Genomic DNA, 15,258 nt, shown 5'->3' on the forward strand with positions numbered 1-15,258 from the left:
TTCTCCCGGAAGCAAGCATGTCTCACTTGGCACCCTTACCCGATTCGCGGAGCGTGACCTCAACCTGACGAATACTGAACGAGTCTTCACCGGAGAAAACAAGCCACATGCTCTTTCCCGTTTGGTCCATCCATTTGGTGGGAAAGCATCCGCTTTCGCCCGGATCGATGTCCCACTTCTCGGTATGGAACGCGATGGTCCAGGGGCCCCAGGGCTCTGGGGCATCATAAACACCACAACCACCTGTCACCGAGGGACCGTCTTTCTTGGTCGGCTTGGGATAGACGTGGAACCAAATGTAACGTTTTAAAGCTACGTTATAAGTGATCCCTGTCCGCCAGCAATGACCGGGATGACGAAATACCGGGCCACGATCGGCAATGTTTTTGCTCCAAATGGGATTCTGGTTGGAATCCAGTCCTACGAAGTACTCGTAAGCACTTTGCTCTAGGATAGCGTGTTTTGGCACTCGGGCGAGAACCATTTGGTCGGCAGCGGAATAAGCGTCATCGACATCCGGAGAGTAAATGTACACGTAGCCATCCCGTGCTCCCGTGTAGTTTGGTTCGAAGTTCAAGAACGTGGGGCATCCGAAGCTGGTGGTGAACTTCCATGGTGCCCATTCCCATGTGGCACCGCGGTCGCGTGAATAGGCTAACTGTGCATTTCCAGCATTACGCACAAGCATATAGAGGACTCCGTCCACCATGAGCAGTCCACTGGCCTTCTTTCCTCTTGCTCCACTTCCATACTGTTCAAGTGCGGGAGCGCGAATGTTCCGCCCCATGATCCGAGGCGGAAAGCCGGTAACCACAGCCAGACCCAAGCTCAATTTCTGTGGAACACGCAGTTCAAATCCCCGTCCATCCCCATAGGCCGTGTAAAGACGATCGTCATCGCCCCAAGTTATTGGCCAGTTATCACTTCCGCGCGCAAGACGAATGACCTCATTCGAAGGGGCCCGCCTGAGCGACCTGATGACGGGGCTCGGCGGGTAGGGAGCACTCGAGCCTGTTTGCGAGGGAGCTTCTGGCATGATCACTTGCGTGAATGGCTGGAACAGGTAACGGCCTACGTTCTCCTGAGATGCCGCTTGCGGGCCTAGATCGCTACCGTAGCGGACAACCACCAGATCGAGGCTCGGGATGACAAGAAGGATTTGATCCCCAGCCCCGGCACCCCAAACTGCATCCGCGGGCAGAAACGGAAATCTTCTCCCTGCATTTGTCCACCAGCCCATGCCACAGTCTCCCGGGAGCCCCGCACTCTGAGTGACCGCTGCGATAGAATCTTCGCTGATTATTTGCCGACCCTCCCAATGCCCCCGGTGGAGGACCAGCCGGCCTATTCTTGCGGTGGCCCGGGCGGTGAAATTCGCTCCTCCCCAGGCGGGAACAAGGGGAAGGCCATCGACTTGGAATGTCTGCCCGTAACCGATGGACCATTCATCATCGTTCAAGCCGATCGGCCGGTAAACTCTGTCACGCAGTAGATTACGAATGTTATTTTCGGGGGCACTCCGCATGGCAGCGGCAATGACGTAGGTTAACATTGCGATACCAGGATTGCTGTAATGGAATCGCTCACCGGGATTAAAGAGCAGGGGCGTTACGTCACGGGAGATCGTGAACGGGTCGCGCGGTGGGGACTCTCGCCGCCAGAATACGTCTTTCCAGGGTGCCTCTTCGTTCGGTCGAGAATCATCCAACCCAGAAGTATGCGAACCCAGGTGACGAACCGTAATCTTTGACTTTCGGGGATCTGTTAGCCACTGCGTAACATACCGCGAAACCGGATCGTCAAGCCGGAGATAACCGTCATCAAGGGCGAGGGCCAGCGCTATTCCTCCAACAATCGCTTTAGCCAGCGAAGCCGTGTAATGTTTTTTGTCGGGTCCGTGGTCGGGGGAATACCATTCCCAGATAAGTTTGTCATGCCGAACCACCAAAAAAGCCTTGGTCTGCCGTTTCGCCAATTCCGCGGTGAGTGTCTGAAGCTTTTCTGAGGAGATCCCGACCTCCTCGGGTTGCGCTGTGCGCCACTCGAATGGCTTTTCGGCCTGCCCCTTGTCGGAGCACACTATCGCCAGAATTAACGCGGACGTCGACCAAATGAAACGACGATTGAACATGGGAAAACCCCTCTCAAGGTGGCCCCCACAATCGACGCTGGGCTAGTCTGCGAAATCTTTGCTCAGAGATAGAAACCCGATCCCCTGCAATCTACTCGACATATGACAGCAAGTGTCGTCCACAAGCAACGAAGATTATACTGACCTCAAAGAAGATTTCACTGACCTTCAACCATCTAGCGAGTTACGCAATGTAACTTTACAGTTGACAATTCGAGGCAATTCACGGTGCATCTTCTGCACCAAAATAAATGCCAGAGGGAACGCGCCTTGACCGGATAGACGAATATCACGGCGATATTTCTTTTGAAGGAACCACGATGGAGATTCGCGAAACAGATCAGCAGGCGGCGGCATCTCGCGCTGTGACCGCCCAACTGATTGTGTACGGCACACTTCTCGAGTGTGCTGTCGGGTTGGTGGCGATAGCCGCGGGCTGGGTATTCCGTTTGCCGTTATGGGAAGTTGTCCATTGGCAGCTTTCGGCACTCGGCGAAGGTGCGATGGCAACTCTACCGATGTTGCTTCTTTTGCCCGCTGTGCGCCACATGCCAGGTCGCGCGTTTAGAGAACTTCGCTATCTGATGACGCAGAGGATCGCCCCGCTTTTTCGCTCGGCGACGATCGCGGAGATAGCCCTGATTTCGAGTGTTGCTGGAATTGGAGAAGAGGCTTTTTTCCGGGGAATCGTGCAAAGGGGATTGGCGCACATGCTGGGAAGAGCTTCAGAAATGGCACCTACCGACCTTGCCACTATTCTCGGGGTTCTGGCGGCGGCGCTGTTGTTTGGCTTAGCTCACCCATTATCGAGAACTTACGTCATCTTGACGGCCATTCTCGGCGTATATCTGGGATTTCTTTTCGCCACTACCGGCAACCTGCTCGTGCCCATGGTGGCCCACGCCCTCTACGACTTTGTGACCGTACTTTATCTCACGCATTTTTGGCCCCGTGATCGGGCTATCCAAGAACAGCAAGACCAGGCTGATTAGTCATCGAAGTAACGCCGCGCAACATACCTTGCCGGAAGTGTGTTCTTCGCAAGCCGGAAACCGCTCTCACCACACGCAAGTTATCGCAAGTCCTAGCTGCGCAGCGCCATGCTGAAAAGTATGCTGATCTCTTGTTCCAGACCGCTTTGAAAGGATAATCATGGGCAACGGGCGTGGACCTGCGTTGATTCTCTTCGACGACCAGTCATCGAGCGAGGGTTGCGCCCATTCGGGAGAGCGTCAGTTCCCGACTGTGCGAGGGGAGTAACCTAGTAACGGGAGAACGCCCATGAGGTCCAACCGATTTGAGGTGGCAAGTATGTTTCGAGCACGGAAACCACGATTTGTTAGCGCCATATATGGGAGCCTCCTTGTTTTTGGAAGCTTGATCGGATCGGGTTTCGTTTTGGGAGAGCCTGCGCAAGAAGCTGAAAACGTGGCGACTGCGTTACCGGGGACGGCCCCACTCACCATCGAGGGAGACTTGGCCTCGCAAATGATCGATGCGATCGATGGATTTCTCGACAGGGAAACTGCGCGGACCGTTGCTCGTCGAGACCGCGTTTGGAGGGAGCATGTTACGTCGGGCCAGTGGCCTGAAGAGTGGATTACTTCGCGGAAAGCTCGGCTCGCTAAGATCCTCGGTGTTACGGATCCCCGAGTGCCATCGCCGCGGCTGTCCATACTCGCCCCGGCGGGCCAAGATCCCGTTTTGGCCAGTGGGCCAACATATGACATTTACGCAGTGCGCTGGGATGTTTTCTCCGACGTCACCGGAGAGGGCCTCCTTGTGGTACCTCGAACGAACAGGTCGCCCGCCGCGGTGATCGCCGTTCCCGACGCCGATGTTTCTCCCGAGACGCTTGTGGGCCTTACGCCTGGCGTGGCTTCAGAATCCCAGTTTGCACGGCGACTTGCCGAGAGCGGTTGCACCGTGTTAATACCGCAATTGATTCCTCGGGAAATCACCAAAAGGAGAAACGTCTCACTCACCCATCGCGAATACTTGTATCGTCCAGCCTATGAACTCGGGCGGCACATCATTGGTTACGAGGTGCAAAAAATCCTCGCTGCAGTAGACTACTTCGCCGCGCAGGTTGATCCCGGGGCAAAACCGACCATCGCTGTCATGGGTTGGGGTGAAGGGGGCATGCTGGCGTTGTATGCCGCGGCGCTGGATGATCGAATCGCGACAGTAGCAGTCAGCGGCTTTTTCGGACCACGCGAAGCCACGTGGTCGGAGCCAGTTGATCGCAATGTCTTTTCCTTGCTCAAGGATTTCGGGTGTGCTGAAATCAGTCTGCTGATCCACCCGCGACCCGTCATTGTAGAAGCTGCTCGTGGTCCTGAAGTCACTGTTCCAAAAGGACTAGGTGGAGCACCCGGGAGTTTGTCCACTCCCAAGTTGGAGGAGGTTCAGTCCGAGGTTGCCCGGGCGAACGACTTGCTCAAACTTGCCCACCTTCCGAGCCATCTCACTTTGATGACAAGCGGAGATGGCCGAGGTCCGTACGGCTCAGAAGCCTTTTTGAGGACTTTCCTGCATACGCTGAATCCCAACAGCAATCTCAGTGCGCTGGCACAGGGGCCCCAATGGCGGCGGGAAAATCCCTGGCAAAGCGATCGCGTGCAGCGTCAAATTGACGAGCTTGATCGACACATCCAAACGTTTCTGGAGCAAAGTTCCGACGTCCGTCGACAGTTTTGGTCACGTTTGGACACGAGTTCTCTGGCCAAGTTTACAGAAACGGTGGAGTGGTACCGCAGATACTTTTACGATGAGATCATTGGTCGGATCGACCTCCCATTGTCCGCGCCCAATCCCCGGTCACGGCGTGTGTATGAACAACCGAAATGGACGGGGTACGAAGTGGTCCTCGATGTATTTGACGGTGTGTTTGCATACGGGATTCTCCTCGTACCGAAGGATATCAGGCCGGGAGAGCGGCGACCCGTTGTGGTGTGTCAACACGGTCTGGAAGGACGTCCCCGTGATACCATCGAGGGAGACCACCGTGCCTATCACGACTTTGCCGCCCGACTTGCGGAACAAGGTTTCGTCGTATTTGCTCCGCAAAATCCGTACATCTTCGGCGACCGATTCCGGACCCTTCAGCGGAAAGCAAATCCGATTGGAAAGACGCTTTTTTCCGTCATCGTCCCGCAGCATCAACAGATCGTGAACTGGCTCAGCAGTCTGGATTTCGTCGATCCCACCCGTATCGCATTTTACGGCTTGTCCTACGGTGGGAAGACAGCGATGCGTGTACCGCCTCTGGTGCCGCAATATTGCTTGTCCATTTGCTCAGCCGACTTTAACGATTGGGTGTGGAAGAACGCCTCCACACGGAGCAACTACAGTTATGTTTTTACCGGAGAATACGAGATTTTCGAATTCGACCTCGGCGAAACCTTTAACTACGCCGAAATGGCCACGCTCATCGCCCCGCGACCCTTCATGGTCGAGCGGGGGCATTTCGATGGCGTTGCGCCGGATGAACGGGTGGCTTACGAGTACGCCAAGGTGCGATTCCTCTACGAGGCGCTGCTGGGATTGACGGAAAAAACAGAAATTGAATGGTTTGTGGGTCCGCACACTATCCACGGAGTGGGGACCTTCAAGTTCCTCCATCGCCATTTGGGATTTTGAAACCTCCGAATCAATACCTGCGATCAGAATCGGCTTCTGCAAGCGATCACGGCGTATAGCAAGGCCGCCTACTGAGATTTGGCCGAGGTGCCTCCCCGCTTTCGACACCAGGCGGGAAACATTTTCCAGGAGCCGTCTTTTGGGAAGCCCTCCAGTGCGAAAAGTCCCTGGGGCGTTTCAGGAATCTATTGGTTTACCGTAAAATAACCTGACAGAGTCGCAGCGTGGGTGATTCGAGTCAACTAAATCGAAAATAGGAGGGGCAACACCAGAAAACGACTGGTGAACTCAAATCCGAGATCGGGCAGTTCGCATTGGAAACGGACGCCGGGAGAACTTCGAACGGTCCAGCTTTCTGGTAGAAATACCGATCGGGCTGAAGGAGCGCGGAAAGGTGCCCTCACTGTTTGTTATTCGAGGAAACGATCAGGGGACTCGTTTTGAACTGGAAGGGTCAGTCATCACCATTGGGAGAGACTCTTCCAACAAAGTGCAATTGCACGATGCGGGGGTTTCACGACATCATGCCGAGATTCGGCGGGTAGAGAATCGCTATCGGCTAATCGACTTAAATAGTTCTAACGGGACGATCGTCAACGGAAAACGGATTCAGGAACACTGGCTCAACAGTGGTGATCAAATTCAGATGGGGCGGACGCTGATGCTATTTACCTCTCCGACGGAGGAATCAGAACGGGAACCCACGTGGAATGTTGCCATTGCAGCGGAGCCGGAGGCCGAGAGATCCCAAATTATCAGTGTCGTCAGTTCGGAAGAGGGCAATCGCCTCCTGCGAGGGCAGGGGTTTCCGCCCGATTCCTGGCTGGCGCAGGCCCGGCGAAATCTGGAAATCGTCTATCACACGGCCCTGGCGGTGAGCCACACGCTCGATATTGAGCAACTCCTCAACCGGATCATGGACCTTATCTTCGAATGGGTGGAGGCCGACCGCGGCTGTATCATGCTCGTCGACCCGGATACAGGAAAACTCGTGCCGAAAGTGAGGCGTGTGCGAAAAGGGGTGGTGGCCCCGGAAAAACTGATCATCAGTCAGACAATTCTGGACTACGTTCGGGAACGCAATGAGGGCGTTCTCACCAGCGATGCGCGGCACGATGAACGATGGGACTCGGGGGCAAGTATTGTGCAAGCGGGGATCCGCGAAGCGATCTGCGTCCCCATGCAAGGCCGATATGGTGTTGTGGGCGTTATTTACATCGATACGTCCACATCACCGCAAGAGATGATTCGCCGCGGGCAAGTGAACAAGTTCACCCAGGACCATCTCATGCTCATGATTGCCATAGGCCATCAGGCTGCGCTCGCCGTGGAAGACACCCACTATTACCTAGCCATGGTACAGGCCGAGAGGTTGGCGGCCATTGGCCAAACGATTGCCACCCTCTCTCACCACATCAAGAACATCCTGCAGGGAATTCGTGGCGGGGGGTATCTGATCGAGTTGGGATTGAAGCAGCACGACGAGGAGCTCATCCGTAAAGGCTGGGCCATCGTCGAAAAGAATCAGGCCAAGATCTCGGGTCTGGTCATGGACATGCTCACCTTCAGCAAGGAGCGAGAACCTGACCTTCAGCCCACTGATTTGAACCAGTTGATTCAGGATATCGTGGAACTGATGCAAGCCCGGGCAGAGGAAAACCAGATCGACTTCACCTGGCAACGGGAGTCCGAGATTCCCACACTGGTGTTCGATCCCGAGGGAATCCATCGGGCGGTCCTGAACCTTGTAACGAATGCTTTCGACGCGGTTGCCGAGTTACCGCTACCACGCAAGGTCCGGTTGTTCACGCGCTACGATGCGGAACAGGGCAAAGTATGGATTGGTGTGGAGGATAATGGCCCAGGAATTCCGCCGGATATGCTCGACAAGATTTTCAGTCCCTTTGTATCGCTCAAAAAAGGTTCACGCGGCACCGGTCTGGGATTACCAGTGAGTCAGAAGATCGTCCAGGAGCATGGCGGCCGCATTGCCGTCGAGTCGGCCCCTGGTCAGGGAACGCGATTCACGATAGAGCTTCCTGCCGTTCTGCCCAGCGAGGCAAGCGGCTCGATCACGGCAACACAGGAAAGCCCCGTAGTGGAGACACCGCCACAGGATGGACAAGCCACTTAGAAGGCAGGTCTCAACTCAAGGGTATCGAGGTGGTGTTGACGGCTTGCTCAGCCAGTGAGTTTATTCGGAGGGAGGTGTTTCTTGGGGAGGGCTGGCGGGTGGAATGAATTTAGGGGCCACAGGGGTCTGTCGGTCCTCTTCGTTTTCCGGTCGCTGAGTGCGGCTGGGAGGCGGTGGTGGTGTCTCGTTGATCGCTGACCGCAGCTCCTGCTCCAGCCCCTGCATCCCCTTCCGAAACTCGTTCAAACTCTTGCCCAGCGACCGTGCCACTTGCGGCAATCGGTTACCAAACAAAAGCAGCGCGACGAGAAGAACTATCAGCATCTCTGTGCCGCCGGGCACAGAGAATTGAGCGACGGGCAACACTGAGACCATGGTTAACAACCTCCGTTTCACCTCAGCACCAAGACTTCACCCTCGCAGCGCCGAGGTTCCAGACCGAGATCGGTATCAGTCACTTGGCCGACTGAGAAGGCTGTTCCTGCTCGACTGCCTTCTTCTCCTGCTCCTCATCATCCCCGCCTTCGTCCTGGAGCCCTTTTTTGAACTCGACAACCCCACGTCCTAGCGATCGCATCACACTTGGCAGGCGATTGCCGAACAGGAGCAAGATGACTAAGCCAATGATCATCATTTCCATCCAACCAGGCAACCCGAACATATGAAGTCTCCTTCGCTTGGATTGGCAACATACCCTCTGACCCGAGCTGTTTCCCACCGCAGCACGCAAAACCGGGAAAGAGGGTCTGCGCTATTTTGTTTTTTCTGTTATTCGCCTCCCTGACAATTTACAAAGGCCCTTCCACAGATGGGATCATTTGAGAGGGTTATCTTCTGCGGACTGCGTAGCGAATATCGGGTATGATTACCCTCCCAGCATCTATTAAATGATTCTAATCCGCACTGAATCCCCGGGAAATGCCCGGCGAGACTTCCAATATAGGATCCACGCGGCCACCTGCTGCCGGAAGCCGCCTTCTCTTGACAAGCGTCTTGGTTGGCTGTACGCGAAATCTTTCTCACGTTTCCCCTCGCTTCTGAGTCATCGAGACATCCTCGCTGTGCGTGCTGGCCCTTTCTCCTGTTGCCCGGAATCTGCGCAGCGTCAAAGTAGCCCGTGAGTGCGACCTGGGTCCGAAAGGAAAAGCAGGCGCATTGGTGTGACCGGCGAGTCGAATAGCCATGTGCTGACTTCCAGGAAAAGCGCCGGGGATGGACAAAAAACGTCGGCCATTGCACCCTGCCCCACGTTCGGGTGATTCGTGGATTGCGTCTTCCGTGGGACAACCATCGCAATCTAAATCTGATCCCTGGGAATTCATGAATTGGCCCATTGACTTGACAGACAAGCAGAAGCCGACGTTGACGAAAGGATTAAAGCTGCACCCCACCGCCGGGTATCGGCCGAAAGTGGTACGACACGCGTCATAATAGACGGCCAGCCAGTTTGCTTGTGTTGTCTTCCGCGTGCCCTCATTCGCGTCGAGGGTGGTTGAACGTCACGTGGTTGTGCTTCCTGACCCATCCCCACTTTTTGTGAGGACCTGTGAGAGCTCAAAGGCGCAATGGGTTGCAAGGGCAATTCATGAATTGCCCCTCCGTTTGAGCAGGGACTGCGCTAAACAGGCGGAATGGGGACACGAAACGGATTATCTAACGTCGGACTCTGGACGTGCCCAGCAGCTCCCTCCACGCCAAGTCCTAGTCCCACGGAGGTGCTGGCCAGCTTCGGATTCGTTCCTGGCGGTAGCGAAAAAGTGGGAATGACTCAGGTGCTGCTTCCCGTTGACACGTTCTGTGGCTTTGCCAAACTAAAAGGTGAAACTGAGACGAAATGGAATTCGGAGAAAAAATCATGGCAATTTTCGTCGTCTGTCCGGGTTGTCGAACACGATTCACCGTCAGTGATAAATTCGCTGGAAAGAGTGGCCCCTGTCCCAAGTGCAAAACGATCATCCAGATTCCGAAGCTCGAAGAGCAGCTTGTCATCCATGAGCCGGAGATGTTCGGCAGCGGCGGCCGCAGCGTCACCGGAGAACTCACCCTCAAACCGATCGCGCGGATGGAACGCCGCTTCACACCGGTGATGATTCTCACTATCGTGGGCGGAGTGTTGGTAGTGTTCGTGGGCACCCTCGTTTTAGGCCATGTAGGGGTTTTTCGCGACAATCTCTGGCTCCAGGCGATCGGCTTGGCTGCCGTCACCATACCTGCGAGCGCTGGCGCGTACGAGTTCCTCCGTAATGAGGACGATCTTAAACCGCTCCGCGGCCGCGATCTCTGGGTCCGTGCGGCGATATGTGCGGCGGGTTATCTTTTGCTGTGGTGGGGATTTAACTGGCTCGTGGCCAACTTTGTCACCGAAGAGTTATGGACGTGGGCGATTGTGATCCCTCCTGTGTTCGCAGCGGGAGCATTCTTGGGATACCTGATATTTGAAATCGAATTCTCGGCGGGACTTCTCCATTTTGCTTTCTTTTCTCTTATCGCCGTCATCCTGCGGTGGGCGGCAGGATTGGGATGGATCTGGACGCTGCCGACTCCGCCGGCACCCTATCCGATTGGATAAATTGTTGCCAACCCCGGCGACTTACCGTGGGCAGTACAATCTCCTTTCGCTTCGCAGGTAGAAAGTCAGCCCAACACAAAGTCTATCTAGACCACGGCATTCAGGCGATGTCTGTGGTCAGGTCGTATCGTAAAAGGCGGACGCCGGGAAGAGCGTATTTAAGAATTCCGAGGGAGCGTCCCAGAAGTAGGGATCCGAAGAATGGGGAATCATTCCGCGATAGGGATAGTATCCTGCTCGACAAATGGCCGAGGAGAGTTCTTCATAACAGGCTTCCGCCTGACGAACCTGAATAGAATCCTCAGGATCGTAACAGATACTGAAAACACCCACGAGAGCCCTGCTTGTCACGGCGGAAAATGTGATGAGCGGCTCAAGCTGATGTCGTTCATAAATGGGCCCGACAATGCGGAGGAGAGCGAGAACGTCCTCCCCCCGCATCGGTAGCACAGGCGAGCACCACAGCGCGCCTGCCGCCCTTGGATGGAAATCTGAGGGAATCAACCGGTGTCGCCAGAAAACACCTTTTAGATGCTCGTCAGAAGGCTCACCCTGCAGAAGCCGATAAACGGAGTCAGCGCTGCGCACCGCCTCTGCCAGGGGCATGGGAATTCTCAAACGCTCGGTCACTTCGGCCAGCCGTCTTCCCAGCGACAAAAGCCTGCGTCCAAAAGAGAAGACCGGTGCCAAACCGTGAAACGCCTGCCTAATTTCTCGGGCGGCCTGGCGGGTCATCCCACGAGAACCGTAGAGCCCTCCCATCAGGTTCCACGCGCCAACGCCGAATTTCCGCCGAAGATATTTGCGAACGGGGTCCGGTAATGGTGTCCTCCCGTCCGTGAGTGAATAAGGATAGGACATCTTTGCCGAAATCACGCGAAGATCGTTGGCAATATGGACGGTACTTCGCACCGTGCCGTTCAAGCAGAGCGGACGCAACCGTTCCACAATCTGGGCAATCTGGTGTTCCTCAGGCACTTTGAGGGCAAATCCAATCAGAGCTTTCGGAGCGGGCAGGAGCCAGATCGTCATCCTGGTCACAATTCCCAAAGCAGATTGTGTGAACAGACCGTCCACCCAGGGACCCCGTCCGTAAGGAAATACGTGTTTTGCCTTGGCGTTCTCGTACTTGCCGAAGCCTGTTTCAATCACCCGTCCGTCGGGCAAAACCACTTCGTAATTCGCGGCATGCAAGACGCGATTGCCATACGGCGTATGTCCGAAGCCTCGCTGAAGGATATTGCCCACGAGCGAAGCTTCTGGCCCGGCACCTGTGGCATCAGGCACCAGCGGGATTTGGTGAGTCCTCAGATAATCAAAAAGCTGGCGCTGTGTAACTCCCGGTTCGATCACCGCGTAGGCTAGCTCGGTGTTAACTTCGATGATTCGGTTCATCCGACTCAGGTCCACGATGGCCATGCCGTCCCGTGGCGGAAGGGGACCCCCGTAACCCCAGTTCTGTCCGCGGCTGATGGCGTGCAGCGGAATACCATAAGCTCGCGCGATTTTCACCACCGCCACGACCTGATCACGATTGGCCGGGCGAACGGCACCTGCGGGACGAGTCAGATATTTTTTTGGTAAGGCGCCAGGATAGTAACGTTGCAGCACGGTGTCGGGACCATCCACATTCTCCGTTCCCAGCAGTTCGACCCATTTCTGAAGAGCGGCACACAGCGGAGCGGGCTGCGAAGGGGAAAGTTGCAGAGATTTCAGGGGGAAAGTTTGGCTCGGCGTGTCTATAATGTCAGTGTGGGCGCTTTGGTCGGACGGGGATGCGGGAATGGGAATCGTCATAGCTTTTCCAGAATCTGTGGTCGTAAATAGCGTCAAGTCAGTTCCCTGAAAGTTTGCGATCGCTTCCTTGAAAAAGCGTAGCTTTTTTTGTCCGCGTGTGCGGTCCGCATAGGTCTTCTGGAGGAAAAGAGACTCTTCGATAAACAGTTATCGATCTGCGAGCTGAGTCCCCGAAAAATGGGGGTTTGCAAGTTGACATGCCGGGGTAGGGGGCGATACATTAGGGGGTGATGGGAAAGCGGGAAAGTTGGCCGTTTGATCTGGGATATTGACGAGGACCTCCCGACGACGGTTATCCGCTAGGGTTGCGGAGAATTGAGACAGGCATCTGGGTCCGGTTCACCGGCCCGTCGTGTACGACTTTTCAGGCCGAGGTAAGCAAATATGCCCAAGGTCGAGACTTGTTGGGGAATCGACATTGGAAATGCGTCTCTGAAGGCTCTTCGATTGCGACCGGGCGAAAGCCCGCAACTCGTTGTTGCCGAGGCCTTTGACTATATTGAATATCCGATGCTTTTGACGCAACCCTCGGCGGATCCAGCGAGTCTCGTGGAGACCGCTCTTCGGCAGTTCCTTTCTCGTAATGAGGTCCGCGGGCACAAAATTGCCATTTCTGTCTCGGGCGCGACGGGACTGGCGCGTTTCATAAAATTGCCGCCCGTTGAATTGAGTAAGTTGCCCGACGTGGTGCGGTACGAGGCTAAGCAGCAAATCCCGTACGATCTCAACAATGTGGTGTGGCGTTATCAGAGACTGGATGCAGGTGGCGGAGAAAGCGGTTTCACTTTGGGAACCACGATTGGATTGTTCGCGCTCAAGCGAGAGCAGGTGGAGGCCGCCCTGCAACCTTTTCGAAATCTCGGCATCGAGGTAGACATTATCCAATTGAGTCCCCTGGCGATTTTCAACTACGTGCGGTTCGATGCGATGCCGGACCTGCCTCCACCTGACGAATATGACCCAGATAACCCACCGCCTGCAGTGGCCGTTATCTCAATGGGGACGGATAGCACAGATCTCGTCATCACCAACGGTTACCGTGTTTGGCAAAGGAATATTCCAATTGGCGGAAGCCACTTCACCAAGGCGCTAAGCAAAGAGCTCAAGTTAACCTTTTCAAAAGCCGAGCACATCAAGAAGAACCCCACGACGTACTCAGACCCGAAGGCTGTCTTCCAGGCCATGCGGCCGGTCTTTGCGGAGCTTCTCTCAGAGATCCAGCGTTCGATCAGCTACTACAACTCGATTGAAAGATCCATCGAGATCACGCGGGGACTCGCGCTTGGAAACCCCATGAAATTGCAGGGCCTGCGCGCCTATTTGGAAAAAGGCCTTGGTTTTCCCCTCGAATCGGTCGAACACTTCGAACACCTAATGGGGCCCGACGTCGTCCAGTCGCCGGTATTTCGAGAAAATCTTTCCTGCTTCGCCATTGTCTACGGACTGGCATTGCAGGGAATTGGACGTGCATATATGGAGATCAACATGCTCCCGGATGAAATTGTCAAAGATCGATTCATCCGGGCAAAAAAGCCTTGGGCACTGGCCGCCGCGACCACTCTGCTGTTTGGATGTGCGGTGAGCTTTGCTGCTCAGTCGATGGCTCTGAGCACCGTGTCTCCAGAACGTTTTGGCGATGCAGAACGTGCGGCAACGCAGGTCCTCAACACCGTGAAGCAATATCAGTCTGAACTGGCTTCCGTGGAAGCCGAATTCGACAAGATTAAGACCATCGGGAGCAATATCACGGGTAGCGTTGAGGGGCGACTCTTATGGCTGGAGCTACTGACTGCCATCAACCAGGCACTTCCGCAGTTCGAGCGTAAAGCTGCGGAGACGCTGGATGTCTCGAGTGCTGGAGATGCCAAGAAGCAACAGGAAATTCTCGAACGGCGCGATGAGATTCATATCACCAGTCTCGAGGCGGTACGGATGGAGCAACTGGAAACGTGGTGGCAGCAGATGGGGGGTTGGTATCGTCCCCCTGGAGAAAAAGAGCCGGAACCCCAGGCTACTACCGCTCCTACGACCGGAAGTGCCATGGGGAGCGCGGCGGGATCGGCGACCTCCCCATACGGTGCCAGTTACGGAATGAGTTCCGGGCCTGAATCATTGTACGGCGGGTTGTCGGGTGCGGTGTTGGGCGATCCTCCCGCTCCCAATCAACCGCCGGCGGGTGTCACGGGACCCAGTGGGCCGGGATACGTGATTCGCCTCACCGGCTATCATTTCCACAATAGTGACGTGGCCGGCACCAATCAGGGCGCCCAGTATGTCCGCAACACCCTGATCAAGAAACTGGAAGAAGGCCAGTTTTTGATTAACGGCAAATGGGTGACGGCGAAGGAGCTGGGGATTATGTACCCCATGCTTATCAATCCAGGGCGTATTCGGGTGGTGCGTATCCGCGACCCGCTCTACACCCCACCCACGACTCCCACCGGCACTCCGGGGTTGCCCCTGGGCACGGCACCAACGTTGACCGGCATTCCCGGATCGCCCCTGCAACCGGGTGCAACGGGCGTCGGTGCGACGCCCACCACAACTGGGGACGCTATTCCGGGATTCATTACTTTGCGGCGATTCGACTTCACCATCCAGTTCGCATGGCAGCCCAAAACCGAATCCGAGCGCGAGGAAGCCCGCAAGAAAGCCGCGGAAGAAGCTGCCCAGCAAGCCGGTGGAACAGGCGAAGCGCAGACGATACCTTCGGGTACAGCTCAACCGGCAGCGGGTGGAGCTCCCACTGGGCCTGCTACGCCTGTGCCTCCAGGTACGGGGGCTCCATCAACCCCTACTCCCGGAACACCCCAGCCTGGGGTTTCACCGCCGCAAGGAATAGCACCCGCGGTCGCGCCGGGACCTGGGGTTCCTCCCACGGTCGCACCGCCGCAACCGGCACCTGGCAACCTGCCGGGAGTTCCTCCGGCGGGAGGTGCATCGGGAGCAGGCGTGGCTCCCAATCCGGGAACAACGGTGGGTCCA

Annotated in this window: 9 protein-coding genes; 5 read left to right on the top strand and 4 right to left on the bottom strand. The window is 55.8% G+C overall.

The genetic code is table 11. The annotated features are described in order from the left end of the window. Window positions 1-22 precede the first annotated feature (22 nt). The gene (locus tag ABJK56_RS20575; RefSeq protein ID WP_347246566.1) at window positions 23-2,131 is read right to left on the bottom strand and encodes a serine hydrolase; all 2,109 of its coding nucleotides are present in this window, start codon (window positions 2,129-2,131) and stop codon (window positions 23-25) included. A 320-nt stretch (window positions 2,132-2,451) separates the two neighbouring features. Between ABJK56_RS20575 and ABJK56_RS20580 the strand changes: the two genes are divergently transcribed. The 3 genes from ABJK56_RS20580 to ABJK56_RS20590 all read left to right on the top strand — a co-directional run bounded on the left by ABJK56_RS20580 (window position 2,452) and on the right by ABJK56_RS20590 (window position 7,907). Further along, the gene (locus ABJK56_RS20580) at window positions 2,452-3,123 is read left to right on the top strand and encodes a CPBP family intramembrane glutamic endopeptidase (RefSeq protein WP_347246567.1); all 672 of its coding nucleotides are present in this window, start codon (window positions 2,452-2,454) and stop codon (window positions 3,121-3,123) included. Window positions 3,124-3,412: 289 nt separating this feature from the next. After that, the gene (locus ABJK56_RS20585) at window positions 3,413-5,773 is read left to right on the top strand and encodes a dienelactone hydrolase family protein (protein WP_347246568.1); all 2,361 of its coding nucleotides are present in this window, start codon (window positions 3,413-3,415) and stop codon (window positions 5,771-5,773) included. Between the two features lie 394 nt (window positions 5,774-6,167). After that, window positions 6,168-7,907 (top strand): ATP-binding protein, encoded by a 1,740-nt coding sequence (locus ABJK56_RS20590; protein WP_347246569.1) that lies wholly within the window; start codon window positions 6,168-6,170, stop codon window positions 7,905-7,907. Window positions 7,908-7,967: 60 nt separating this feature from the next. On the opposite strand, the gene ABJK56_RS20595 is transcribed toward ABJK56_RS20590, so the two are convergent. After that, window positions 7,968-8,282, bottom strand: a complete 315-nt coding sequence (locus ABJK56_RS20595) for a twin-arginine translocase TatA/TatE family subunit (RefSeq protein ID WP_347246570.1) — start codon at window positions 8,280-8,282, stop codon at window positions 7,968-7,970. Between the two features lie 79 nt (window positions 8,283-8,361). Continuing rightward, window positions 8,362-8,568, bottom strand: coding sequence for a twin-arginine translocase TatA/TatE family subunit (locus tag ABJK56_RS20600; protein ID WP_347246571.1), 207 nt, complete (start codon window positions 8,566-8,568; stop codon window positions 8,362-8,364). A 1,194-nt stretch (window positions 8,569-9,762) separates the two neighbouring features. On the opposite strand from ABJK56_RS20600, the gene ABJK56_RS20605 reads away from it, so the two are divergent. After that, the gene (locus ABJK56_RS20605; protein WP_347246572.1) at window positions 9,763-10,476 is read left to right on the top strand and encodes a hypothetical protein; all 714 of its coding nucleotides are present in this window, start codon (window positions 9,763-9,765) and stop codon (window positions 10,474-10,476) included. 117 nt (window positions 10,477-10,593) lie between these two features. Here ABJK56_RS20605 and ABJK56_RS20610 read toward each other — a convergent pair whose 3' ends face one another. Beyond that, window positions 10,594-12,273, bottom strand: a complete 1,680-nt coding sequence (locus ABJK56_RS20610) for an FAD-dependent oxidoreductase (protein WP_347246573.1) — start codon at window positions 12,271-12,273, stop codon at window positions 10,594-10,596. A gap of 384 nt (window positions 12,274-12,657) precedes the next feature. On the opposite strand from ABJK56_RS20610, the gene pilM reads away from it, so the two are divergent. Next, on the top strand, window positions 12,658-15,258 hold a 2,601-nt coding region (gene pilM / locus ABJK56_RS20615; RefSeq protein ID WP_347246574.1), incomplete at its 3' end, for a type IV pilus assembly protein PilM.

It is taken from the genome of Thermogutta sp., assembly GCF_039793925.1.
Lineage (GTDB): Bacteria > Planctomycetota > Planctomycetia > Pirellulales > Thermoguttaceae > Thermogutta.